Origin of the sequence: Mycobacterium sp. KBS0706 (assembly GCF_005938675.2) — a bacterium.
Taxonomy (GTDB): Bacteria; Pseudomonadota; Alphaproteobacteria; order DSM-16000; family Inquilinaceae; genus Inquilinus.
Genome location: NZ_VCCH02000001.1, coordinates 1 through 23,746 on the forward strand (window position 1 = coordinate 1; position 23,746 = coordinate 23,746).

General features: G+C 68.6%; 24 protein-coding genes. 14 read left to right on the plus strand and 10 right to left on the minus strand.

Going from position 1 to position 23,746, the window contains the following annotated elements:
- Positions 1 to 184 precede the first annotated feature (184 nt).
- Genes FFK22_RS00005 through FFK22_RS00025 form a run of 5 tightly spaced genes read right to left on the minus strand, consistent with a single transcriptional unit; the run spans position 185 to position 5,021 of the window.
- The gene (locus FFK22_RS00005; protein WP_221938269.1) at positions 185 to 1,195 is read right to left on the minus strand and encodes an aldose epimerase family protein; all 1,011 of its coding nucleotides are present in this window, start codon (positions 1,193 to 1,195) and stop codon (positions 185 to 187) included.
- A 20-nt stretch (positions 1,196 to 1,215) separates the two neighbouring features.
- A complete protein-coding gene (locus FFK22_RS00010) occupies positions 1,216 to 1,998 on the minus strand; it encodes an SDR family NAD(P)-dependent oxidoreductase (protein WP_143956787.1) in 783 nt (260 codons plus the stop codon).
- Between the two features lie 27 nt (positions 1,999 to 2,025).
- Positions 2,026 to 2,856, minus strand: a complete 831-nt coding sequence (locus FFK22_RS00015; protein ID WP_138889958.1) for a carbohydrate ABC transporter permease — start codon at positions 2,854 to 2,856, stop codon at positions 2,026 to 2,028.
- 1 nt (position 2,857) lies between these two features.
- The gene (locus FFK22_RS00020) at positions 2,858 to 3,793 is read right to left on the minus strand and encodes a carbohydrate ABC transporter permease (protein ID WP_221938270.1); all 936 of its coding nucleotides are present in this window, start codon (positions 3,791 to 3,793) and stop codon (positions 2,858 to 2,860) included.
- Positions 3,794 to 3,803: 10 nt separating this feature from the next.
- On the minus strand, positions 3,804 to 5,021 hold the full coding sequence (locus FFK22_RS00025; RefSeq protein ID WP_221938271.1) for a sugar ABC transporter substrate-binding protein: 1,218 nt from the start codon (positions 5,019 to 5,021) through the stop codon (positions 3,804 to 3,806).
- A gap of 299 nt (positions 5,022 to 5,320) precedes the next feature.
- Here FFK22_RS00025 and FFK22_RS00030 point away from each other — a divergent pair, with 299 nt between their 5' ends.
- A complete protein-coding gene (locus FFK22_RS00030; protein WP_221938272.1) occupies positions 5,321 to 6,598 on the plus strand; it encodes an ROK family transcriptional regulator in 1,278 nt (425 codons plus the stop codon).
- Positions 6,599 to 6,613: 15 nt separating this feature from the next.
- Here the strand turns inward: FFK22_RS00030 and FFK22_RS00035 are convergent, their stop codons facing one another.
- Complete coding sequence (locus FFK22_RS00035; RefSeq protein ID WP_221938273.1) at positions 6,614 to 7,933, minus strand: mandelate racemase/muconate lactonizing enzyme family protein; 1,320 nt, start codon at positions 7,931 to 7,933, stop codon at positions 6,614 to 6,616.
- A gap of 150 nt (positions 7,934 to 8,083) precedes the next feature.
- On the opposite strand from FFK22_RS00035, the gene FFK22_RS00040 reads away from it, so the two are divergent.
- The 8 genes from FFK22_RS00040 (at position 8,084) to FFK22_RS00075 (ending at position 17,158) form a co-directional block, all read left to right on the plus strand.
- Positions 8,084 to 9,121, plus strand: a complete 1,038-nt coding sequence (locus tag FFK22_RS00040) for a LacI family DNA-binding transcriptional regulator (RefSeq protein WP_138889959.1) — start codon at positions 8,084 to 8,086, stop codon at positions 9,119 to 9,121.
- Positions 9,122 to 9,294: 173 nt separating this feature from the next.
- Positions 9,295 to 10,491 carry a mandelate racemase/muconate lactonizing enzyme family protein gene (locus tag FFK22_RS00045; protein ID WP_138889960.1) on the plus strand — a complete coding sequence of 399 codons (1,197 nt, stop codon included), beginning with the start codon at positions 9,295 to 9,297 and terminating at the stop codon, positions 10,489 to 10,491.
- Positions 10,492 to 10,636: 145 nt separating this feature from the next.
- On the plus strand, positions 10,637 to 12,142 hold the full coding sequence (locus FFK22_RS00050; RefSeq protein ID WP_138889961.1) for a sugar ABC transporter substrate-binding protein: 1,506 nt from the start codon (positions 10,637 to 10,639) through the stop codon (positions 12,140 to 12,142).
- A gap of 77 nt (positions 12,143 to 12,219) precedes the next feature.
- Entirely contained in the window at positions 12,220 to 13,167 is a 948-nt protein-coding gene (locus FFK22_RS00055; RefSeq protein ID WP_138890010.1) for a carbohydrate ABC transporter permease, read from the plus strand.
- Positions 13,164 to 14,054, plus strand: coding sequence for a carbohydrate ABC transporter permease (locus FFK22_RS00060; protein ID WP_138889962.1), 891 nt, complete (start codon positions 13,164 to 13,166; stop codon positions 14,052 to 14,054). Before FFK22_RS00055 ends, FFK22_RS00060 begins: the two co-directional genes overlap by 4 nt.
- A 15-nt stretch (positions 14,055 to 14,069) precedes the next feature.
- Positions 14,070 to 15,161 carry an ABC transporter ATP-binding protein gene (locus FFK22_RS00065; protein WP_138889963.1) on the plus strand — a complete coding sequence of 364 codons (1,092 nt, stop codon included), beginning with the start codon at positions 14,070 to 14,072 and terminating at the stop codon, positions 15,159 to 15,161.
- 46 nt (positions 15,162 to 15,207) lie between these two features.
- Positions 15,208 to 16,380 carry a mandelate racemase/muconate lactonizing enzyme family protein gene (locus FFK22_RS00070; protein ID WP_138889964.1) on the plus strand — a complete coding sequence of 391 codons (1,173 nt, stop codon included), beginning with the start codon at positions 15,208 to 15,210 and terminating at the stop codon, positions 16,378 to 16,380.
- Between the two features lie 34 nt (positions 16,381 to 16,414).
- Positions 16,415 to 17,158 carry a ribonuclease activity regulator RraA gene (locus tag FFK22_RS00075; RefSeq protein ID WP_138889965.1) on the plus strand — a complete coding sequence of 248 codons (744 nt, stop codon included), beginning with the start codon at positions 16,415 to 16,417 and terminating at the stop codon, positions 17,156 to 17,158.
- Positions 17,159 to 17,171: 13 nt separating this feature from the next.
- Here FFK22_RS00075 and FFK22_RS00080 read toward each other — a convergent pair whose 3' ends face one another.
- Complete coding sequence (locus FFK22_RS00080; protein ID WP_138889966.1) at positions 17,172 to 18,068, minus strand: SDR family oxidoreductase; 897 nt, start codon at positions 18,066 to 18,068, stop codon at positions 17,172 to 17,174.
- 121 nt (positions 18,069 to 18,189) lie between these two features.
- Here FFK22_RS00080 and FFK22_RS00085 point away from each other — a divergent pair, with 121 nt between their 5' ends.
- From FFK22_RS00085 to FFK22_RS00105, 5 genes are all read left to right on the plus strand, one after another.
- Entirely contained in the window at positions 18,190 to 19,146 is a 957-nt protein-coding gene (locus tag FFK22_RS00085; protein WP_138889967.1) for an AraC family transcriptional regulator, read from the plus strand.
- Positions 19,147 to 19,248: 102 nt separating this feature from the next.
- Positions 19,249 to 19,542, plus strand: coding sequence for a DUF1778 domain-containing protein (locus tag FFK22_RS00090; protein WP_221938275.1), 294 nt, complete (start codon positions 19,249 to 19,251; stop codon positions 19,540 to 19,542).
- Positions 19,530 to 20,060, plus strand: coding sequence for a GNAT family N-acetyltransferase (locus FFK22_RS00095; RefSeq protein ID WP_138889969.1), 531 nt, complete (start codon positions 19,530 to 19,532; stop codon positions 20,058 to 20,060). The genes FFK22_RS00090 and FFK22_RS00095 overlap by 13 nt, the downstream gene beginning before the upstream one ends.
- Before the next feature lie 36 nt (positions 20,061 to 20,096).
- Positions 20,097 to 20,330, plus strand: coding sequence for an AbrB/MazE/SpoVT family DNA-binding domain-containing protein (locus FFK22_RS00100; RefSeq protein WP_138889970.1), 234 nt, complete (start codon positions 20,097 to 20,099; stop codon positions 20,328 to 20,330).
- Positions 20,331 to 20,448: 118 nt separating this feature from the next.
- The gene (locus FFK22_RS00105; protein WP_138889971.1) at positions 20,449 to 20,979 is read left to right on the plus strand and encodes an AAA family ATPase; all 531 of its coding nucleotides are present in this window, start codon (positions 20,449 to 20,451) and stop codon (positions 20,977 to 20,979) included.
- Here FFK22_RS00105 and FFK22_RS00110 read toward each other — a convergent pair whose 3' ends face one another.
- From FFK22_RS00110 to FFK22_RS00120, 3 genes are read right to left on the minus strand one after another with little or no spacing between them, the layout of a single operon-like run.
- Entirely contained in the window at positions 20,980 to 21,309 is a 330-nt protein-coding gene (locus FFK22_RS00110) for a TfoX/Sxy family protein (protein ID WP_138889972.1), read from the minus strand. It lies immediately after the preceding gene.
- 15 nt (positions 21,310 to 21,324) lie between these two features.
- On the minus strand, positions 21,325 to 22,185 hold the full coding sequence (locus FFK22_RS00115) for a FadR/GntR family transcriptional regulator (RefSeq protein ID WP_138889973.1): 861 nt from the start codon (positions 22,183 to 22,185) through the stop codon (positions 21,325 to 21,327).
- Positions 22,152 to 23,711 (minus strand): HEAT repeat domain-containing protein, encoded by a 1,560-nt coding sequence (locus FFK22_RS00120; protein ID WP_186002225.1) that lies wholly within the window; start codon positions 23,709 to 23,711, stop codon positions 22,152 to 22,154. The genes FFK22_RS00115 and FFK22_RS00120 overlap by 34 nt, the downstream gene beginning before the upstream one ends.
- Positions 23,712 to 23,746: the final 35 nt, after the last annotated feature.

Below are 23,746 nucleotides of genomic sequence, written 5' to 3' on the forward strand. Positions count from 1 at the left end.
GGAATCCCACAGAGTCTATCTCCAGGGCCCTTGGTATAATACCGGCCGCCCGAATTGTTGACCCGTCATGGCGAGCCCCGCAGGGGCGTGGCCATCCAGCGGCACCGGCCCTTGGATGGCCACGTCGCTTCGCTCCTCGCCATGACGGGAAAGGGCTGGAGAGTCGAGACCTTGGGTGTAACCGCTACGGCTCGATGAACGCGTAGGCGGTCAGCTGGCGATACAGCTCGCCCGGCCGCAGCACGGCCTGGGGAAAGGCCGGCTGGTTCGGGCTGTCGGGATAGCGCATCGGCTCCAGGCACAGCCCGGCATGGGCGAAAAGACGGGACCCGCCGACCGTCGGCCAATCCCCACCCAAACCGGCGCCGTCATAGAGGACGAGGCACGGCTCCGTGGTCGCGACCTCGAGCCGGAGGCTGCCATCGGGCGGCTCGAGGCGCGCGGCCGGCCGGAGCCCCTCCCCTTCCCGGTCGAGGACCAGGCAGCAATCGTACAGGAAGGACGGATCCGGGCCGGCGATCGGCCGAAGCGTCCGGAAGTCGTAGGGCGTGCCGCCGACCGGCGCGAGGCCGCCGGTCGGCACCAGGTCCGGGCCGAAGGGCACAGTGCGGCTCGCCGGGATGCACAGGCGATGGCTGCGGATCGGCGCGCCGGGCGCGAGCGTGAAGTAGGAGTGGTGGGCCAGGCTGACGATGGTCGGCGCATCCGTCGTCGCGGTCATCTCGACGGCGAGCGTCGCCGGCTCCTCGAGCCGGTAGGTGCAGCGGACGTCGAGCCGGCCGGGATAGCCCTCCTCCCCGTCCGGCGAGACCAGCCCGAGCGTCACAGCGCTCCCGTTCGCCTCGACGATGTCCCACAGGCGGCGCGAGAAGCCCGTCGCGCCGCCATGCAGATGGTGCCGGCCGTCGTTCCGGCCGAGCTGGTGGACGGTGCCGTCGAGCACGAGCCGGCCCTCGCCGATGCGGCTGGCATGGCGGCCGGCGGTGACGCCGAGATAGCGCCGGTTGTCGAGGTAGCCGTCGAGCGCCGCGAAGCCGAGCACGACGCGCCGCACCCCGCCGCCGGCCGGGACGACGAGGTCGCGGACCGCCGCGCCGAAGGTAATGACCGAGGCGGCGGCGCCGGCGGTGTTGGCGAGGCGGATCTCGCGCACCGCCCTTCCGTCCGGCAGCCGGCCGAAGGGATGGATCGACACGGCGCTGCCCTCCCGGCGGCTCACCAGAGCGTGTAGCCGCCGTCGATCACATAGGCGGCGCCGGTGACATAGGTCGCGGCGGGGCTGGCCAGGTAGACCGCGAGCGGCCCGATCTCGGGCGGATTTCCCGGCCGGCCCATCGGCACCTGCCGGACGAAGGTCTCGATGACCTCGGGCCGGATCTCGTTCCAGTGCCGGTTCGCGTCGGTCATGAACAGGCCGGGGCAGATGGCGTTGACCGTGATGCCGTGCGGTGCCCAGTCGGCCGCGGCGCAGCGCGTGAAATGCAGCACCGCGGCCTTGCCGGTCTCGTAATGGCGGCCGCCCATGCCGCGATTGGCGATCAGGGCGCTGATCGAGGCGATGTTGATGATCCGCCCGCCCTGGCCGCGCTTCAGCATGGCGGCGCCGACCAGCTTGGTCGCGAGGAAGCAGCTGGTCAGGTTGAGGTCCATCAGCGACCGCCAGTCCTGCAGGCTCTCCTCCTCGATCGGCACGTTGAGGTCCCGGTTGCCGACATTGTTGATCAGGATGTCGATCGGGCCGAGCTCGGCGAGGATCCTTTCACAGGCCGTCTCGCACTCCTCCGGCACGGCCATGTCGGCCTTGACCGTCCAGGCCTGGCGGCCGATGGCGCGGATGTCGGCGGCGGTCTGGTCGAGCGTCTCCTGCGTGCGGCCGGTGATGATGATGTCGGCACCGGCCTCGGCCAGCGCCAGCGCCATCTCGCGGCCAAGGCCCCGGCTTGCGCCGGTGACCAGCGCCCGCTTGCCGTCGAGGCCGAACCAATCCTGCAGTCCCATCTGGGTCTCCGATGCGAAGGTCGTTGATTACTTCACGGCGCCGACCGTGAGGCCGCTGACGAGGTAGCGCTGCAGCATGGCGAAGACGATCGCGACGGGCACGCTGGCGACCAGCGTCGCGCCCATCACATGGTCCCATTCGACCTGGTAGCGGCCGCCGACGAGCGAGAAGATCTGCATGGTGAGCGTATACTTCTCGTTCGAGCGCAGCAGCGTCATCGCCAGCACGAACTCGTTCCAGCAGTAGATGAAGATGAACACCGAGGTGATGCCGATCGCCGGGACGGCGAGCGGCAGGAACACCAGCCGGAGCCGCTGCAGCGACGACGCGCCGTCGAGCGTCGCCGCCTCCTCCAGCTCGCGCGGGATGGTCTGGAAATAGGCCTGCAGCATCCAGACCGCGAAGGCGAGGTTGAAGGCGATATAGGCCAGCACCAGCGCCGGCAGCTGGTCGACCAGCCCCATCTTCGACATCAGGCGGAAGATGCCGAGCACCAGCACGATCGGCGACAGCATCTGGGTGACCAGCAGGAACTGCCGGAACAGCCGCTGCCCCCGGAATTGCATGCGCGCCATGGCGTAGGCTGCGGGGATGGCGACGAGCAGGCACAGGATTGTCGCGGCGATGCTGACCAGGAGGCTGTTCGCGAGCGCCGGCCCGAAGCGCGCCGCCTGCCACATGTCGGCGAAGTTCTGCAGCCGGATCTCCGATGGCAGCCAATGCGGCGGGAAGGCCAGCACCTCGGCCCGCGGCTTCACCGCGGTCGAGATCATCACCACGAACGGGAACAGGATGACCAGGCACAGCGGCCCGAGCCCGACCCAGATCAGCGTGGATTTGCGGAGCAGCTTCTCCATCTCAGCCCAGCCTCTCCTCGTTGCGCATCGCCAGCGCCGCATAGGTGATGGTGAGCGCGAGCAGGATCAGGAACATCACGATCGACAGCGCCGAGGCGACGCCGAGCTCGCCGTAGCGGAAGGCGAGCTTGTAGAGCCAGGTGACGAGGATGTCGGTGCTGTTGGCCGGATCGCCCTGCGTCATCACCCAGATCAGCGGGAAGGAGTTGAAGACGTAGATGAAGTTCAGGACCAGCACGATGTTGAGAAACGGCCGCATCAGCGGCAGCGTCAGGTAACGGAAGCGCTGCCGGGGGCTGGCGCCGTCGATCCTGGCCGCCTCGAAGATGTCGGCCGGCAGCGAGGACAGGCCGCCGAGGAACACGGTCACCGTGAACGGGATCGAGACCAGGATGCCGATCGCGATCTCGATCGGAAAGGCGGTGTTCGCCGTGGCCAGCCACTCGACCGGCTCGGTCAGCAGGCCGAACTGGTTCAGCGTCGCGTTGACCATGCCGAACTGGCCGTTGAGCGACCAGCGCCAGACGATGCCGCTCATGGTCAGCGAGACCGCCCAGGGCAGCATGATGATGATGCGGGCGAGGTGCCGGCCGTAGAAGCGCTGGTTGAGCGCGAGCGCGATCGGGATCGACAGCAATACCGTGCCGCCGACCACGAACACCGTCCAGACCAGCGTCCGGTACAGACAGCCGAGGAAGAGCTGGTGCGAGAACAGCCGGCTGTAGTTGCCGAAGTCGTTGAAGCCCGACGTGGCGCCGAAACGGTTGACCGTCTGCAGCGACATCTGCGCCATGTCGAAGATCGGATAGCCGATGATCCAGAAGGCGAACAGGATCGACGGCAGGACCAGGAGATAGGGCGCGCCGGCGCGCCCTACCCTGCCCCTGGACGGTGCTCCGGCCCGGCTCATCGCCCTGCCGGCATCGGCGGCCGTCACGGGTCCGGCCCTATTGCTGGATCAGGCTGTCGATCGTCGCGGCCGCTTCCTTGAGCGCGTCCTCGGGTTTGGCCTGGCCGATATAGGTCTTCTGCAGCGCGCTGATCACCGCATCCACCATCTGCTCCCAATTCGCCACCGGCGGTGCGAAATGGGCGTAGGGCAGCATCTCGGTGAAGGCCTTGAGCTGCGGATCCCCGGTGAAGACCGGCGCCTGGGCCTCGGCCTTCATCACCGGCAGGAAGCCCTCCTTGGTGCTGAACTCGATGCGCCACTTGTCGCTGAAGGCGGTCTCGCTGAGGAACTTCCAGGCGAGATCCTTCTGGCTGCTCGACTTGAACACCATCAGCGTGTCGGTCACGCCATAGGTGGCCTTGGCCGAGCCGGCCGGGATCGGCGCGATGCCGTAGTTGAGGTCCGGCGCATCGGTCTTGATCTGGCCGCGCAGCCAGGGGCCGGTCAGGATCATGGCGATGCGGCCCTGCTTGAACAGCCGCTCGATATCCTGGCGGTTGAGGCCGGTCGGATCGGGCTCGGTCAGCCCCTCGTCGATCATGCTCTTGTACAGTGTCAGCGCCGCGATCGCCTGCGGGCTGGCGACGCCCGACTTGCCGTCGACGATGATGTCGCCGCCATGGGTCCACAGCGAATAGTACCAGTAGGCGTCGGTCTCGATCTCCTTGCCCTGCATGGCGAAGCCGTAGGTGTCGCCGCCGAGCGCCTTGACCTTGCGGGCGGCGTCGACGATGGCGTCCCAGGTCGCCGGCGGCTCGGACACGCCCGCCTTCGCGAGCAGGTCCTTGTTGTAGTACATGGCGCGGGCCGACGCCGCGACCGGCAGGCCGTAGATCTTGCCGTCGAGGGTCGAGGGCGACATGAACGCGTCGATGAACCGGCCCTTGAACTCCGGCGTGATGTAGGAATCGAGCGGCTCGGCGATGTCGTTCTTGACGTAGTCGAGCAGCCAGCGCGTGCCGATCATGGCGATATCGGGCGCGGTGCCGCCGGCGATGTCGGTGGTGAGCCGCTGCTGCAGGTTGTCCCACTGCACGACCTCGATCTTCACCTCGTCACCGGGATGGGTGGCCATGTAGTCCTTGGCCATGCCCTCGAAGAGCTCCTGCGTCGCGGCGCTGTAGTAGCCGAGGACGACCCGCAGCGTTGCCGCTTCCGCGATCGTGGCGCTGCCCATCAGCGCCGCGGCGCCGACGAGGAGAGCCAAGCCCATTCCGGACTTCTTTAGAAGCATGTTGCGACTCCCTGTTTTCGCCCTGTGGACGATTGGCTTGCTGAATAAGACTTGGCTTTTCTGTTCTTATTCTTGTCGCGGCCGGTAACAGCGAGGCTTCGAGCCGGCCCCATTCTGCATGTTTGTTATAATTCCTAACAAACTTGCCGTCAACGCGGTTAACATGTCAGAGCATGGGCCGGGATGGCGGCACGGGGAGTGTTCCGCGGCACGCACCGCCGGCCGATTGGATGTGTGTCAGGAGCCGGGCCGTGTCCGGCTCCTGGGAAGAGCAGGACATGTCGACTGGAAAGATGCCGGGCCGGGTGATGGGAGCCGCGCGCGGCCGGGATGGGGACGGCGCCATCGCAGCACCCCCGCCTGTCGAGCCGGCGAAGCCGCGGCCCCATTCCCTGCTGTCCCCGGCCAAGATGGGCGATGTGAACCGCGGCCGCCTGCTGCAGTCGCTGTTCGATCTCGGACCGACCAGCCGCGCCGACCTGGCCCGCCATATCGGCGTCAACCGCGCCACCATCACCGGCATCGTCCAGCCGCTGATCGACGACGGCATCCTGGTGGAGGGCGAGCCCGCCTCGCCGGGCGGCGCCGGCGGCAAGCCGGCCCGGCCGCTGCAGTTCTCGCGCGACGCGCCGCCGATCGGGGCGATCGATCTGCGGCACGGCTCGGTGCGCACCGCGCTGGTGTCCTGGACCGGCGAGATCACGGCCGTCGAGCGCGAGGACTTTCCCACGGAGGCCGGCGATCCCGGCGCGGTGGCGGCCATCGTCGCCAGCCTGTCGCGCACCCTGTCGGCCGCCCGGCAGCCGCCGCTGGGCATCGGCGTCGGCGCCACCGGCATGATCGACACCGACCGCGGCGTCATCGTCAAGGTCAACCTGGCGCCGGTCCTGTCCGGCCTCGGCCTCGGCGCGATCCTGGAGGAGCAGACCGGCTTGCCGGTCTATCTCGACCACCATCCGCGGGCGCTGCTGCTGGCCGATCGCTGGTTCGGCATCGGCCGCAGCCTGCGCACCTTCGCGGTCTTGTACCTGTCGGACGTGATCGGCGGCGCCCTGCAGCTGGACGGGCACCTGCAGAGCGGGCCGGCCGGCGCCGGCGGCGAGCTCGGCCACACCTTCGTCCAGATCGACGGCGAGATCTGCGCCTGCGGCCGCCGCGGCTGCTGGGAGACGGTCGCGACGATCGGCTGGCTGCGGCGCCAGGCGCGGGCCGCCGGCCTGCCCGAAGCCGAGGCGATGACCCCTGCCCTTCTGGCCAGCCTCGCCGACACGGGCTCCGCAGCGGCGGAGCGGCTCTTGGACCTCTATGCTCGCAACATCGCGGTCGGCATCGCCAACCTGCAGCAGACGCTGGCGCCCAACCATTTCGTGCTGCATGGCGAGGTGGTCGAGGCCGGGGAACGGCTGCGGGCCGCGATCGAGGCCCATGTCGGCCTGCTGGTGCCGCCGCGCCCCGGCAGCGAGCCTCGTGTCCTGCTGACCGACCAGAGGGGCCGCGCCACGCTGCGCGGGGCGGCGGGCATCGTGCTGTCGCGCCGGCTGCAGTTCCAGCTGTAGCAGGCGCCGACCGCGTCAGCCGCGCGACCGGCGCTCGAAGCCGATGCGGATCCGGTTCCACTCCTCAGTCGGCTGGAACAGGGCGCCGGGATGGCGCAGCTGCGCCGCCACCGCCTCCTCGTTCAGCTCAATGCCCAGTCCCGGCGTGTCAGGCACGGTGACGTAGCCGCCCTCGAGATAGTCGGGATCGATCCCGGTCACCAGCTCGCCCCAATGCGGCAGGTCGAGGCCGTGATGCTCGACCGCCACCAGGCCGGAGATCGCGGCGCCGCAATGGACGTTCGCCATCAGGCCTATGGGCGTGCAGCAGGCGTGCAGCGCGGTCGACAGGCCGAAGCGCTCGCCGTAATCGGCGATGCGCTTGGTCTCCAGCATGCCGCCCGAGGTCAGCAGGTCGGGGTGCAGGATGTCGAAGGCGCGGGTCTCGATCGGCTCGCGGAACCCGTCCCAGAGATACAGCTCCTCGCCGGCCGCGACCGGGGTCAGCAGCGCGTCGGCCACCTTCTTGTGGCCGGCGAAATCGTGCCAGGGCAGCGGGTCCTCGACCCAGGCGAGGTCGAACGGCTCCAGCGCGTGGCCGAGGCGGATCGCCTCGTCCGCGGTGACGAAGCCCTCGCCGAAATGGTCGATGCACAGCGAGATCTCGGGGCCCACCGCCTCGCGCACCGCGCGGACCACGTCGACCGCCGCGGCGATGCCCTTCTGGCTGAGCTTGATGCCCCGCCCGGCACCCGGCGCGCGCCAGGCCTTGGCCAGGTCGTATTCATGCTTGGTGGCCTGGCCGACCAGGGCGCCGTCGACCGCGTTGAAGAAGCGCGGCGGCAGGTCGAACTTGATGAAGGTCAGGCCCAGCGCCTTGCGCCGCAGCACCGCCTCGACATAGCCCTCGGGTGTCGGCTGGGCCGGGGCCGGAGTGTCGCCGTAGATCCGCACCCGGTCGCGGTGCTTGCCGCCGAGGAACTGGTGGCAGGGCACGCCATAGGCCTTGCCGACCAGGTCCCACAGCGCGATCTCGATGCCGGAGACGCCGCCCCCTTCCCGCCCCCAATTGCCGTAGCGGCGCAGGGCCGAGAAGATCATGTCGACATTGCAGGGGTTCTGACCCAGCAGCATGTGCTTGAACTGCAGGGCGTATTCGGCATGGCCGCCGTCCCGCACCTCGCCGAGGCCGGAGATGCCCTGGTTGGTGTCGATGCGGATGATCGGGTGATAGCCGCTGCCGACCACCACCGCGACCCGCAGATCGGTGATCCGGAGCTCGCTCGGCCGGGAATGGGTCGACGCGGCATCCTCGACCCTGCCCATGGCAGCGTCGTCCAGGCGTCCTGTGGTCATGGCGTCCGCCCCTGCAGTTTGCTGTTCGTTAGGTAAACTGCTATCATTACCAAACAAGTTGCGCAAGCCGATCCGGTGGCATGGCACGATGTTGACGGCAGAACCGGCGCTGCGGCAGAAGATGCGGCCCAAACAGGAGCGCAACACGGCATGAGCGCAGGCCGAGTCACCATCCAGGACATCGCCGACCGGCTCGGAATCTCGAAGTTCTCGGTGTCCCGCGCCCTGTCCGGCAAGTCCGGCGTCGGCGAGGCCACCCGCAACCGGGTGCTGCGCGCCGCCCACGCGCTGGGATACCGCCGCAGCCAGGAGCTGCCGGCCGCCAACGGGCAGATCCTGTTCATCCGGCAGGAGATCGACCCGGTGTCGAGCGAGCTGTGGCTGAACATGCTGCACGGCGCCGAGCGCGAGGGCGAGCGCCTGGGCTTCTCGATCGTGCCGCGCCAGGCCCGGCATTTGGTCGAGGGCAATCCTCTCGACAGCGCCGTGGCCGGGCTGATCCTGGCCGTGCCGCGGCCGCAGGAGATCTCCGCCTTGGCCGCCCGAACCGGCCTGCCGGTGGTCTGCGCCACCTATGTCGGCGCGATGGAGCGGATCGACCAGGTGGTCGGCGCCGATTGGGAGGCCGGGGTCGGCGTGGCCCGGCTGCTGCTCGGCCTCGGCCACCGGGCCACCGCCTTCGTCCATGGCAGCACCCTGCCACTGGGCCGGGCCGAGCGTTTCCGCGGCTTCCGCGACGGCATGATGGAGGCCCCGGATGCCATGGCCGAGGACATCGTCTTCGACGAGGCGGAGGGGTTCCGCGACGTCTTCCTCACCCATCTGCGGCGCGGTGGGGTGCCGACGGCGCTGTTCTGCGCCCATGACGGCATCGCCGTGAACGTGATCTCGGACCTGCTGCGCCTGGGCATCCGGGTGCCCGAGGACATCTCGGTGGTCGGGTTCAACGACTTCGCCGCGGCGTCGCAGGTGTCGCCGCGGCTGACCACGGTCAGGACACCGCAGGTCGAGATCGGCGCCGCCATGGTGCGCTGCATCGCCGACCGGCTGGGCGATGCCGAGGCCGCGTCCCGGCCGCCGGTACGCCTGTCGCTGGTGGCCGAGATCGTCACCCGCGGCTCGACCGGCCCGGCGGCCTCCACGGCCTGGCTGGCGCCGGTGCTGAAGCGGGCGAAGGCGGCGAAGTAGGCCACGGCAGAGGCAGCCCGAAACCAGCCTCCGATTTTTCTCCACCTAACAAGTTGCAATGGCCCTTGCCTGTGTTAGGCTCCCCCAACGCCTGCCTAGATCGGACATAAAAAGGGCAGCGGAGGAAACAACCGGGTGGGCGGCAGCGCCCGTCCCCGACCCAGCGGGGCGCCATGAAGATCGTGGATCTGAAATGCGCCGTGATCGGCAAGAACCCGATCGTGCGCATCGTCACCGACCAGGGCATCAGCGGCTATGGCGAGGTCGAAGCCTACAAGCCGTATCTGAAGCCGCACATCCTGCATTTCCGCGACGCCCTGATCGGCGAGGACCCGACGCTGGTCGAGCGGACCATGACGCGGATCCGCCAGCGCGGCGCCTTCAAGCCCTGGGGGGCCGCGGTCAGCGCCATCGAGATGGCGCTGTGGGACGTCGCCGGCAAGGCGGCGGGGCTGCCGGTGCACAAGCTGCTGGGCGGCAAGGTGCGCGACCATGTGCGGGTCTATAACGGCTCGCTGCGCGTGCCGATGGGCGGCTATTCGCCGGAGCACTACGCCGCCGACGCCAAGCGGCAGATGGCCCTGCCCGAGGGCTTCACCATGATCAAGCAGGGCATCGGCTTCCACAGCCCGATGAAGCGCGAGGTGCCCGGCTTCTACTATGGCGCCCCGGGCCAAAGCGTGTTCCACGGCGCGATGGATTCCGGGCTGATCACCGAGCGCGGCCTGAAGCACATGGTCGATTGCGTCGCGGCGATGAAGGAGGTGCTGGGCGACAAGGTCGCGCTGGCGCTGGATTGCGGGCCGGGCTGGACCGTGCCCGACGCGATCCGCTTTGCCCGGGCGGTCGAGCCCTACAACCTGCTGTGGCTCGAGGATCTGATCACCGGCGACTACGTGCCCTATGTCAACGCCGACGTGTATCGCGAGGTGACCCGCGCCACCTCGACCCCGATCCACACCGGCGAGCAGATCTATCTGCGCCAGAACTTCAAGGCGCTGATCGAGGGCCATGCGGTCAACGTGGTCGGCCCCGACCCTTGCGATGTCGGCGGCATCGCCGAGCTGAAATGGATCGCCGAATACGCCAACCTGCACGGCATCCTGATGGCGCCGCACGGCACCGGCAACGGGCTGCTGGGCCTGGCCGCGCTGGTCCAGGTCTCGGCCACGCTGCCGAACAACTACATCGCCTTCGAGTATCCGAGCGGCAACCCGGCCTGGTGGTACGACATCGTCGACGGCCTGCCCAACCCGATCGTCCGCGACGGTCTGATCGAGGTCTGGGACCGGCCCGGCATGGGCGTCGAGATCAACCCCGAACGCGCCCGGCAGTACCTGGCCGAGGAAGACACGGCATTCTTTGACTGAACGACCGGTCAAGGAATCCGCGCGACTAACAACATAACAAAAGCCGCAACTTGTTGCGCAGAGATCCTTGACGCGTTTTGCCGCCACAGCCTAGGCTGACCCGGAACTCGCAGACGACAAGCGAGGCCCATTGGGAGGACCGCTCATGACCAAGCCTCATGCAGGTGACCTCTTTACCCACGCCGTCGACCGCCGCCGCTTCCTCGGCTATGCCGCCGGGGCCGGGGCGCTGGCCGCCGGTCTCGGCCCGCTCCGCGCCCTGGCGCAGGACACGGGCATCGACATCGCCAACTGGACGCCGGACTACATCAACAGCATCGCCGGCACGCTCGAGGTCGACACCGCGGCGGAATGCGCCAAGGTGGTGCCGCTCGACTACAAGGGCCGGCTGACCTACTGGTATGTCGGGCCGAACGAGGCGTCGCCCCGGATCGACCACGAGATCGACACCCAGTTCTGGGACACCTTCGCCAAGACCTACCCGAACATCACGGTCGAGAAGCAGAACCTCGACTACAACCAGATGCTGAACAAACTGCGCGCCGCGGCGCTCGGCAACGCCGCGCCGATGGCGGCGAAGCTGCCGATCCTGTGGGGCGTGGAGTTCGCCGCCAAGGGCCAGCTGAGCGAGCTGTCGCCCGAGCAGGTCGGCTACCGCACCGCCGATTACTGGCCCGGCGCGATGAAGTCGGTGACCTGGAAGGGCAAGACCTACGGGGTGCCGACCAACAACGAGACCATGGCGCTGATCTGGAACGCCGGGATCTTCAAGGAGGCCGGCCTCGACCCCGAGAGCCCGCCGGCGACCTGGGACGACCTGGTCGCCTATTCCAAGCAGATCAAGGACAAGACCGGCAAGAACGGCTACGGCCTGGTGGCCCGGCCGAATGCCGGCAACACGCCGTTCCGCTTCATGCCGCAATGCTGGGCCTATGGCGGCGGCGCGCTGGACGAGGCCGAGGCGAACCCGCACTACCAGGACGTCTACATCAACAATGACGGCTCCAAGGCCGCGCTGCAGGCCTCCTACGACATGTATGTCCGGGACAAGTCGGTGCCGACCTCGGCCCTGACCAACACCCAGACCGAGAACCAGGACCCGTTCATCGCCGGCCAGCTGGCGATGATGATCAGCCACCCGATCGAATACGCGACCATGCTGGACCGCGCCAAGAAGGCGACCGGCGGCGACAAGCAGATCGCCGACGCGGTGGTGGCGAATATGCGCTACGGGCTGATCCCGAAGGGGCCGGCGCGGCGCGCCGTGGTGTTCGGCGGCTCCAACGCCCACATCTTCAACCCGGATGTGGTCGATGGCGGGCTGGACCTGGATGCCGCCCGCGCCCTCGTCACCTTCGCCACCGGGCCGGAATGGTCGACCAAGGTGTCCTGGGTCGGCTCCAACCCCGGCAACACCCGCGGCTTCCGCACCAAATGGATGAAGCAGCGGCTGGACGAGATCAAGTTCCTGAACGTCACCACCTCGATGCTGCCGAGCGGGATCCCGTTCCCGGTGATCCCGGAATCGGCGGAGATCATGAACATCATCGTCCCGAACATGATGCAGAACGCGCTGACCGGGAAGATGACCGTGGCCGAGGCGGCCGACGACGCCGCCAGCAAGATCAAGGACCTGCTGTCGGGCCTCTAGGCCCCGTCCCGCACCCGGCCGGTGCCTGAGGCGCCGGCCGGCCCCTTTCCCCCGCGAAGGAGAAATCGGGCGTGACCATGGCTGCCGCGCAGGACGATGCGCCCCGGGCGCGGGCGGCGCCCCGCCGCCGTCCGGGCCTGATGCGACGCATCGCCCGCCACTGGACCGACTATCTCTACATCCTGCCGGCCTTCGCGGTGATGCTGCTGGTGATCGGCTATCCGATCTACGACACCGTCTACCTATCCTTCTTCAACACCCCGCCCAGCCTGGCGATGGCCGACAAGACCTATGTCGGCCTCGACAACTACAGCCGCATCCTGGGCAGCGACAGCTTCCGCGAAGTCACGATCAACACCCTGATCTGGACGGTGTTCTCGACCTTCTTCGCCTTCATCCTGGGGCTGGGCGCCGCGCTATCGCTGAACAATTACTTCACCGGCCGCGGCCTGCTGCGCGGCCTGTTCCTGATCCCCTATGTGATCAGCGCCGTCGCCGCCTCCTATGTCTGGCGCTGGCTGTACCACAGCGATTTCGGCGTGTTCGGCGCGCTGTCGGTGGCCTTCGGCATCACCGAGACGCCGATCAACTTCCTGGACAACGTCCACACCTCGCTGCCGTCGCTGATCGTGGTCAATGTCTGGAAGGAGTTCCCCTTCGCCATGATCATGCTGCTGGCCGGGCTGCAGACCGTGCCGGACGAGCTGCACCGCGCCGCCAAGGTCGACGGCGCCGGCCCCTGGCAGCGCTTCTGGCACATCACCATGCCGCATCTGAAGGGGGTGACGCTGGTGACCGTGCTGCTGCTGCTGGTCACCAACCTGAACGGCTTCACCATCCCCTGGATCATGACCGGCGGCGGCCCGGCCGGGTCGTCCGACATCTGGATCACCCAGATCTACCAGCTGGCCTTCGGCCGCATCCGCTTCGGCATCGCCTCGGCCTATTCGGTGATCCTGTTCGTGGTGATGATGGGCCTGGGCTACTTCTATGTCCGGGCGCTGACCCAGGGCGAACGGTCATGAGCGCCGTGACGCTGGAACAGCGGCCCGCCGCGAAGCGCCGCCGCGGCAAGGTCGCCGGCTGGGGCGTGGCCCGCATCGTCTATCTGGTGCTGCTCGGCATCTTCACCGTGCTGCCGATGGCCTGGATGCTGCTGACCTCGGTGAAGACGCAGTTCGCCGCGCTGCAGTACCCGCCGGAATGGATCCCGTCCGAGCCGACGCTGGAACAGTACACGCGGCTGCTGTCGCCCGCCAACGAGGTCGGACAGGAGTTCCTGCACTACCTGCTGAACAGCATCATGGTGTCGACCGCGACCACGATCCTCGGCGTCGTCATCGCGGTGCCGGCGGCCTATGCCTTCTCGCGCTTCCGCTTCCCCGGCCGCAAGCTGCTGTTCTACGCCGTGCTGGTCCGGAACATGTTCCCGGCCGTCGTTTTCCTGATGCCGCTGTTCATCATGATGAAGTGGATGGGGCTGGTGAACACGGCCTGGTCGCTGATCCTGACCTACCTGACCTTCGGCCTGCCGCTGTCGATCTGGCTGCTGAAGGGCTTCTACGACAACATCCCGCCGCAGCTGGAGCAGGCGGCGCGGATCGACGGCGCGACGCGGTTCCAGGCCTTCCTGTTCGTGGTCATGCCGCTGTCGACGCCCGGGATCATCGCCACCGCGATCTATTCCTTCGTGCTGGCGTGGAACGAATACGTCTATGCCCTGACCTTCATCAACGACAAGAGCAAGCTGACGCTGCCGGTCGGGCTGGAACGCTTCTTCACCGAATACGCGACCAACTGGCCCGGGCTGATGGCGGCGTCGTTCATCATGAGCGTGCCGGTCGTCGTGCTGTTCCTGGTCCTGCAGAAATACTTCGTCCGCGCGCTGACCGAGGGCGCGGTCAAGTCCTGACGAGAAGGGGAGCTTATGGCCCAGGTGGTGCTGCGGGACGTGGTCAAGCGGTACGGCGACGTCTACGCCGTCGACCATGTGTCGCTAACGGTCGAGGATGGCGAGTTCGTGGCCCTGGTCGGCCCGTCCGGCTGCGGCAAGACGACGACGCTGAACCTGGTGGCCGGGCTGATCGAGCTGAGCGACGGCGACATCCAGATCGGCGACCGGCTGGTCAACGACCTGGACCCCAAGGACCGGGACATCGCCATGGTGTTCCAGAACTACGCCCTGTACCCGAACAAGACGATCTTCAAGAACCTGGCCTTCCCGCTGAAGATGCGGAAGCTGCCGGCCGCCGAGATCGAGACCAAGGTCCGGGCCGCGGCCAAGCTCCTGGACATCGAGCACCTGCTGGAGCGGCGGCCGCGCGAGCTGTCGGGCGGGCAGCAGCAGCGCGTCGCGCTGGGCCGGGCCCTGGTGCGCGACCCGCGCGTGTTCCTGATGGACGAGCCGCTGTCGAACCTGGACGCCAAGCTGCGCACCCAGATGCGGTCGGAGCTGAAGCGCTTCCACCAGGACCTGAAGGCGACGGTGATCTACGTCACCCACGACCAGATGGAAGCCGTCACCATGGCCGACAAGATGGCGGTGATGAGCGGCGGGGTGCTGCAGCAATACGACACGCCGGAACAGGTGTTCGAGCACCCGGTCAACACCTTCGTCGCCGGCTTCGTCGGCAGCCCGGCGATGAACCTGGTGCGGGCCCGGGTGGCCGGCGACGGCGCCGCGATCGAGAGCCCGGATGGCTGGCGCTATGCCCTGTCCGACGCCAATGCCCGCAAGGCCCGGGCGGCGACCGACGGCGAGATCGTGCTGGGCGCCCGGCACAGCACCATCCGGCTGCACCGCGAGGCGACGCCGGGCGCGGTCGCCGGCCGGGTCTACACGGTCGAGCCGACCGGCGACATCACCTACGCCCATGTCCATCTCGGCTCGGCCACGCTGGTGGTCAGCGTGACGCCGGATGTGAAGCTGGGGATCGACCAGCCGGTCTGGCTCGAATTCGACCAGCACAAGCTGCACCTGTTCGACGGCAAGACCGGACACGCGCTGCCGGCAGCCTGACCAATCACCGGCCCCGGCAAGCGGGCCGGCTCTCGGAGGGAAGCACGTGAAGATCACCAATCTGCGCACCGCCGTCATCGCGGGGAACTTCCCGTGGGTGCTGGTGAAGGTGGAGACCGATGCCGGCATCACCGGCCTGGGCGAGGCCTATTGGGGCGCCGGCGTGGCCGAGCTGGTGCACAAGGCCAAGCCCGTCATCATCGGTGAGGACCCGGTCAACATCGGCAAGATCGTCGAGATCCTGATCCGCTGCCTGTCCGGCGAGGGATCGCAGGCCGGCGCCACCGTGACCGCGATCAGCGGCATCGAGATCGCGCTGTGGGACCTGATGGGCCGCGCGCTGCAGACGCCGATCTCGACCTTCTTCGGCGGCCGCTTCCGCGACAGGATCCGGATCTATGCCGATTGCCATGCCGGCGACACGCCGGAGCCGTCCTCCTACGCCGCCAAGGCGCGCGAGGTGGTGGCGGACGGCTTCAGCGCCATCAAGTTCGACCTCGACACCCGCAACCCCCACACCATCGACATCTCCGACGACCCGAACCCGCGCCGGCAGTGGTTCGAGCCGTTCAACCGCACCATCGGGTCGCGCGAGATGGCCTGGATGGTCGATGTCGTCCGCGCCGTGCGCGAGGCGGTGGGGCCCGAGATCATGGTGGCGATGGACGCGCATTGGAAGTTCGGGGTGAACGACGCCATCAAGCTGGCCCAGGCGCTGGAGCCCTTCGACCTGCTGTGGCTGGAGGACCCGGTGCCGCCCGAGAACATCGAAGCGCAGCGCCATGTCACCCATTCGACCCGGACGCCGATCTGCACCGGCGAGAACCTGTACCGCAAGCACGGCTACCGCGAGTTGATCGAGAAGCAGGCGGCCCGCATCATCGCCCCGGACATCCCGAAGATGGGCGGCCTGGCCGAGGCCAAGAAGGTCGCCGACCATGCCGACCTCTATTACATCCCGATCGCGCCGCACAATGTGGCCAGCCCGATCGGCACGGTGGCCGGCGCCCATGTCTGCGCCGCCATGAACAACTTCCTGGTGATGGAATTCCACGCCCACGACGTCGAGTGGTGGAGCGCCATGGTCGATGGCGGCCCGCCGATCGTCGACGGCTACATCCACCTGAACGACCGGCCGGGCCATGGCCTGACCCTGAACGAGGATGTGGCGCGGGCGCATCTGCAGCCGGGAACCAAGTATTTCGGCGACGAACCCTGATCTCAGCCGACGACCCTCGAAGGACGAACCGAAAATGATCGAGACCAGCGACATCAAGCGGCCGCCGGCGGAATGGTCGGCGGCGCTGCAGGCGGTCGGCGCCGCCACGGCCAGCAGCACACTCGCCCATATGGGCATCCGCAACACCCATATCTGCGGCCCGGTGGCCTGGACCAAGGGCAAGGCGATCGCCGGCCCGGCCCTGACGCTGCAGTTCATGCCGAAGCGCGAGGATCTGTATGGCGAGGACGAATACGCCGAGCCGGAGAAGCAGCTGCACCGGCACGTGCTGTATCACGCCCAGAAGGGCGACATCGTCGTCGTCGACGCCCGCGGCGACCTGAAGAGCGGCGTGTTCGGCGACATGATGCTGACCTATTTCAAGGGCCGCGGCGGCCTCGGCGTGGTGATCGACGGCTGCATCCGCGACTATCCGAACACCGGGCGGCTGGACCTCGGCTTCTGGCTGCGCGGCGTGACCCCGAACTTCCACACCCAGACCGACCTGATGCCCTTCGGCGTCAACATCCCGATCGCCTGCGGCGGCGTGCTGGTGATGCCGGGCGACATCATCGTCGCCGACGATGACGGCGCCGTGGTCGTGCCGGTGGCGCTGGCGCCGGCGGTGATCGAGCAGTCGGCGAAGCACCATGAATGGGAGGAGTTCTCGCGCGAGCGGCTGTCCGAAGGCGGCGACCTGCGGCGCTACTACCCGCTGAGCGACGCCGCGCGGCCGGAATACGAGGACTGGCTGCGGAGCAAGGGCCGGGCGCCATAAGGCGCCCCGTCCGTCAGCCGGCGAAATAGGCCGGCCGGTCGATATCGGCAATCAGCCCGGGCTGTGTCGGCTGCCAGCCCAGCAAAGCCCGGGTCCGCTCGCTCGAGGTCGGCACGTCCATCCCGGCGAACATCGCGAACCAGCCGAAATGCGCCGCTGCCGCCTCCTGTGACAGGCCGGCCACCGGCACGCCCAGGCGGCGGCCGATCACCTCGGCGATCTCGCGGAACGCCACGCCCTCCTCCGCCATCGCGTGGTACCGGGCCCCGGCGGTGACGCCGCGCTCCAGCGCCAGCCGGTAGACCCGGGCGGCGTCGAGCCGGTGCGCGGCAGGCCAGCGGTTGAGGCCCTCGCCGACCATGGCCGACACGCCCTTTTCCCGCGCCAGCCGGATCAGGATCGGCACGAAGCCATGGTCGCCATCGCCATGGACCGAGGGCGGCAGCCGCACCGTCGCCGCGCGCACGCCCTGCGCCGCCTGCGCCGCCGCCGCCGCCTCGGACAGGCGGTGATAGGTGGCGGAGTTGGGAAGGGGCCCGTCCTCCTCGGTCCCGACCGGGCCCCGTGCCACGATCAGGGCGCCGGAGGTGACCAGCAGGGGACGGTCGGAGCCGGCGAGCTCGGCGCCGATCGCCTCGATGGCGCGGCCGTCGGTCTCGCAGCTCTGCTGGAACTTCGAGAAGTCGTGGATGAAACCGGTGTGGATCACCGCATCCGCTTCGGCAGCGCCGCGGCGCAGGCTGTCGGGATCCTGGAGGTCGCCGCGGTGCGGCCGGGCGCCCGCGGCCAGAAGGGAATCGGCGCCCGCATCGGAGCGGGTCAGGCCGAGCACCTGATGGCCCGCGCCGATCAGGTCTTGCACGACGGCCGAACCGACGAAGCCGGTGGCGCCGGTGACGAAGACACGCATCGATCTGTCCTTGATGTGATGTCAGGGACCGCTCTGCGGCCCAGCCATGAGGATAGACAGCCGCGGAGGACGATCTATGCTGAGAAATCCATAGTTTCTTCGCGATCGTCCAGGGTTGCCCATGGATCCGCTGTCAGACGTGCTGTCCCTGCTGAAACCGCGGAGCTACCGTTTCGGCGGCTTCGAGGCCGGCGGGGACTGGTCGATCCGCTTTCCTCGGCACGACGGCATCAAATGCTACGCCATCGGAGCCGGCCAGTGCTGGCTGGCGGTGGAGGGCGTCGACGCCGCGCCGGTGCGGCTGCAAAAGGGGGACTGCTTCCTGCTGCCCTGGGGCCAACCCTTCCGGGTGGCCAGTGACTTGGCGCTGCCGCCGGTTGATGCAATGACGATCTTCCCCAGCCCGCGCAGCGGCGGCATCGCCCTGCTGAATGGCGGCAACGAGTTCTCCGTTCTCGGCGGGCACTTCATCCTCGACGGCGGCCATGCCCGCGTGCTGCTGCGGTCACTGCCGCCGATCGTCCATATCCGGTCGGATGCGGACCGGGCGTCGCTGCGCTGGTGCATGGAGCGGCTGGGGCAGGAGTTGCGCGAACGCCAGCCGGGCGGCTTCCTGGTGGCGCAGCACCTGGCCTATATGATGCTGATCCAGGCCCTGCGGCTGCATCTGGCGGAGGGGCCGCAGGCCGGTGTCGGCTGGCTGTTTGCCCTGGCCGACCGGCGAATGGGCGCGGCGATCAACGCCATGCACGAGGACCCGGCGCAGCGCTGGACGCTGCAGGACCTGGCGGCGCGGGCCGGCATGTCGCGGTCGAGCTTCGCACTGCGGTTCAAGGAGACGACCGGGGAAGCCCCGATGGAATACCTGACACGCTGGCGCATGCTGCTGGCTGGCGACCGCCTGACGAATTCCGGCGACCCCGTCTCCGCCATCGCCCTGTCGCTTGGCTACGACTCCGAAAGCGCCTTCAGCACGGCGTTCAAACGGGTGATGGGCTGCCCGCCACGGCAGTATGGCCGAGGGCGGGTCGCAGCCACTTTCGCACCGGATGAGGACGCCCGCGTCGGTCGGATATAGGGCCGCCTTGTGAAGCGCCCGATGTATTGACAACGTGGATACAAACCTCATATTGGCGGCATGACCAAGAGCCATCGGCCTTCTTCAGAAAGTCTGGACACCATGGCGATCGAAGAGCCTTCGTCAGCCGCCGATGCCAAAGCCAGCATCAACCTGCGCATCGAAAGACAGACTCGCCAGCTGATCGATGATGCGGCCGCGGTCCTGGGCAAGACGCGGACCGAGTTCATGATCGAGAGCGCCCGCAAGGTCGCGATCGATGTCCTCCTGGATCAGCGCCTGTTCGCGCTGGATCCGCAGCGATACGACGCCTTCGTCCATGCCCTCGACAATCCCCCGGCGCCGGGCAGCAAGCTGCGCTCCCTGCTGCGTCGCGTTCCGGCATGGGAAGCGTGACAGGCGGTTCTGAACGCCAACCAACGAAGCTGTCGCCGCCGGTTCCGCTGACGGCGGATCATGATCTGTCCGGTTTCGACTGCGGTGAGCCGGCCCTGAATGACTGGCTGCAGCATCGTGCCCTGAAGAACGAGAGCCGGTTCTCCCGCACCTATGTCGTCTGCGACGGAAACCGGGTCGTCGCCTATTTCTGCATCTCCGCCGGGGCGGTCGAGCGCGCCGCTGCTCCCGGCAAGGTGCGGCGCAATGCACCCGACACGATTCCCGTTTCCATCATCGGGCGTCTGGCCGTCAGCCGCGATTGCGCCGGCCGTGGCCTCGGAGCGGATATTCTGTCGGATGCCCTTCGCCGCATCGCGGTCGCCTCGCGGAGCATCGGCATCAGCGCCGCGCTCGTGCACGCCAAGGACGATCAGGCGAAGCGCTTCTATCTGGCCTGCGCGGAGTTCATCGAATACCCGGCCGACAGCCGCACGCTGTTTCTTCCGATCGAGACCGTGATCGCGGCGTTCAGCTGACGAAGAGGGGCGGCAAACAGGAGTACACTGTCGGCCATGCGCATTACATCGAAAGGTCAGGTCACCATCCCAACTGAGATCCGGGAACAGGCGGGCCTGCTGCCCCATACCGAGGTGGAGTTCGAGTTTGACGGCGAGGGCGTGCGGATCGTCCGTGCTGGGCACCGAAAAGGCAGCAGCCGCGGTGCCCTCCTGATCTCCCATCTGCGCGGGCGCGGCGACGTGGCGATGAGCACGGACGACATCATGGCGATGACCCGGGACGGGTGAGTGCAACCGTTCTGGTCGAGAGCGACGCCCCCGCTCGACATCGCGACGGAGATTGTAGACGAGCTTTCATGGGGTCCCTCCTGCAACTTCCCCAAATGAGATGCGGAATGGAATTGGGATGAATCGTTTCGTCGTCATCTCCGGCTGTTCGGGCGGCGGCAAGTCGACGCTGCTGGCGGAGCTCGCCCAGCGCGGGCATGCGGTGGTCGAGGAGCCGGGGAGGCGCATCGTCAAGAAGGAGCTGGAGAGCGGCGGCCAAGCCCTGCCCTGGGTCGACGGGGCGGCCTTCGCCCGCCGGGCCATCGCGATGGCGCTGGCCGACCAGACTGCGGCCGAGGCCCTGCCCAGCTGGGTGTTCTTCGATCGCGGCCTGGTCGACGCCGCGGCCGCGCTGCAGCACATGACCGGCGAGCCGGCGCTGGAGAGGCTGGCCCGGCCGCATCCCTATCACCGGCGGGTGTTCCTGACCCCGCCCTGGCCGGAGATCTACGGCACCGACCCGGAGCGGCGTCACGGCCTCGACGCCGCCATGGCCGAATATGAGAGGTTGCTCGAGGCCTATCCGGCACTGGGCTACGAGGTCGTGGTCCTGCCGAAGACAAGCGTGGCCGAGCGCGCGGACTTCGTGCTGGCCACGCTGGTGGCGTAGCTATTTCGGCGGCAGGGTGCGGACGAAGGCGAGCGCGGCGTCGAGCAGGCGCCGGCGCAGCGCGTCATCGCCATAGGCCGCGGCGCCGGCCCGCACCCAGCCGGGCATGTGCCGGCCCTGCATGACCATCGGGGCGACGCCCGGCTGCTCCAGCGCCCAGCCGTCATTGCCCTTGCCGAGGCGGACCAGCATGCTGTCGACCCGGGCGCCGCACAGCAGGTTGCCATGCAGCAGCCAGGCCAGGCCGCCGAACATCCGCTTCTCGTCCAGGCCGGGCTCGGTGCCCAGCGCCTCCCGCACCAGCTCCTCCAGCCCCGGATCGCGCGCCATGCCGCCCTCCCCGCCTCAGCTCGGTCCCGCCACCTTCTCGGCGATGCCGCGGTTGCGGGTCAGCATCGCCATCACCGCCTCCCGCGCCTTCTGCGGGTCGCGGCCGCGGATGCCCTCGGCGATGCCCATATGATAATCGGCCGAGGGGCTGTAGGCGTATTCCGCGGCGATGCCGTGGGCCGAGACCAGGAACTGCACCCGCAGCAGCACGTCGAGCGGCCGGGCGAAGCCGGACAGCAGCCGGTTGTGCGAGGCGTTCAGCACCGCAAGGTGGAAGGCCACGTCGGTGTCCAGCACCTGCGGCATGGTCTCGACCGCCAGCCGCGCGGCCAGGGCGACGATCGCTTCCGCCTCCTCATCCGTGGCGCGCAGGGCCGCCAGCTCTGCCGCCTGCGGCTCGACGATCTCGCGCAGCTCGGAGATCTCGACCAGGAAGCGGCCGATGCCGTCCGGCTCGCGCAGATGCCATGCCAGCACGTCGGGGTCGAGGATCGACCATTCCTCGCGCGGCCGGACGCGCGAGCCGTAGCGCCGGGCGGTGCGGATCAGCCCCTTGCCGGCCAGGACCTTGATCGCCTCGCGCATGGCGTTGCGGCCGACCGCATATTCGGCGGCCAGTTCGGTCTCGGTCGGCAGCGGCCCGTCGCCGTCATAGCGGCCGGCGACGATGGCGCGGCCCAGCGCCTGCACCGTCTGGCGCACCGCGCCGCCCGCGAGCGAGCGGCCGGACGCGCCGGACAGGGTGCTTTCCAGCAGCGCGGCCAGCGCTTCCGGATCCTGGGCTGAAGGTCCGCTGGTGGGGGAGAGCCGCCGATCCGCCAAAGCCGCGCCGTTGAAACAGGTCAGAAAATGCTCGCCGACGTCGTCATCGGACACCAGCGCGAGAGCCGCAGATACGGTAGCAGCACCCGGTGTGCGGCGTCATCCCCGATGCGGGACAGCGCCTCGACCGCATAGCCGCGGACATAGCGGTTCGGGTCGTCGGTCAGCACCCGGCCCAGCGCCGGCACCGCCGCGGCCGCCGCCGGTCCCATCCGCGTCAGACCCAACACGGCGTCGAAGCGCACCTCCGCATCGGCGTCGTCCAGGGCCCGGGCCAGGGCGGCGACGATGACGTCATCGGCGGGCTTCAGCCCCAGCGCCTCGACCGCGGCGATGCGCAGATGCGGGTCGGGATCGCGGGTGGCAGCGACCAGCGCATCGCGCACCTCCGGCCCGGTGCCGGCGATCTCGCCGAGGGCGAAGGCGGCGAATTTGCGCGACCGGCCGGCGCCGCCCCGCAGCAGGCGGAGCAGCTCCGGCACGGCCGGCCCCCCGACCTCGACCAGACCGTAGATGGCGGACAGCGCGACGCAATCCTTGGGCGTCAGCCGGCCGGCGTCGCTCTTGTTCGAGCCGTCCTCCGGATCGCGGCGGGTGTCGGCCTCGACCCGCTGCAGCAGGGACGGCAGCGCCGCCTCACCGATCGCGCCCAGCGCGTAGGCGGCGTCGAGCTGCAGCGCCTCGTCGTCACCGTCGAGATGGGGCAGCAGCGCCGGCACCAGCGCCGCGGCCGAGGGGCCGAGATCGGCGATGGTCGACATCGCGGCCGCAGCCTGCGCCGGCGTGCCGGCCAAGGCTGCGCGCAGGGCGTCCGGATCGGCCGTGCCGCCGGCCGCGGTGCCGCCGGTCAGCCAGCGCCAATGCGCCTTCCAGGCCGCCTCCATCGCGAAGGACGGCGCCTGCTCCGGCGCCCGCCAGGCGGGGTCGCCATGCGGCCAGGCGGGGGCTTCGACCGGCGCCATGCGGATGAACTCGAACTTCATCATGAACCGCTTGTCGGCGGTCAGGTTCTTCATCTTCCGGTGCCAGATGTCGTAGTGGATCATCAGCACCGATCCGGCCGGGCCGGAGCCGTTCTTCTCCAGCGCGTCCGGGTCCTGGATCCCGGCGGCGAGCAGATGGCTGCCCGGCACCACCCCGGTCGGCCCCAGCTCGGCCGGCGTGTCCTGCGGGTAATACATGATCATGACCCAGCGCGGCCGGTGGTTCCGCACCCGGCGCATGTAGCCCCAGTAGCTGTCCTTGTGCCAGTTCTGGATCGGCGAGCCGGGCGGGTTCTTATGCAGGGCCCGGTGCGGATGCATGATGTAGTCCGGCCCCAGCACGCTGGTCAGGGCGCCCTTCACCACCGCATCCTCGAACACGGCGTTGATCTCCGGCACCAGCGGCAGCAGGTTGTTGCCCGGATTCTCGTGCCGGTCGGCGCCGATCAGGTCATCGAAGCGCTGGAAGATCTGGTCGTGGAACGACTTCGGCAGCGCCGTCTGCAGCACCAGATACCCGTTCGCCAGGAACTGCCGGATCTGCGCATCGGTGAGCAGGCGCGGCGCCTCGGCCTGTGCCGGAACATGCATGTCCATGGTCGTTTCCCTTCCCGCCCCTTCTTGTCGGCTCA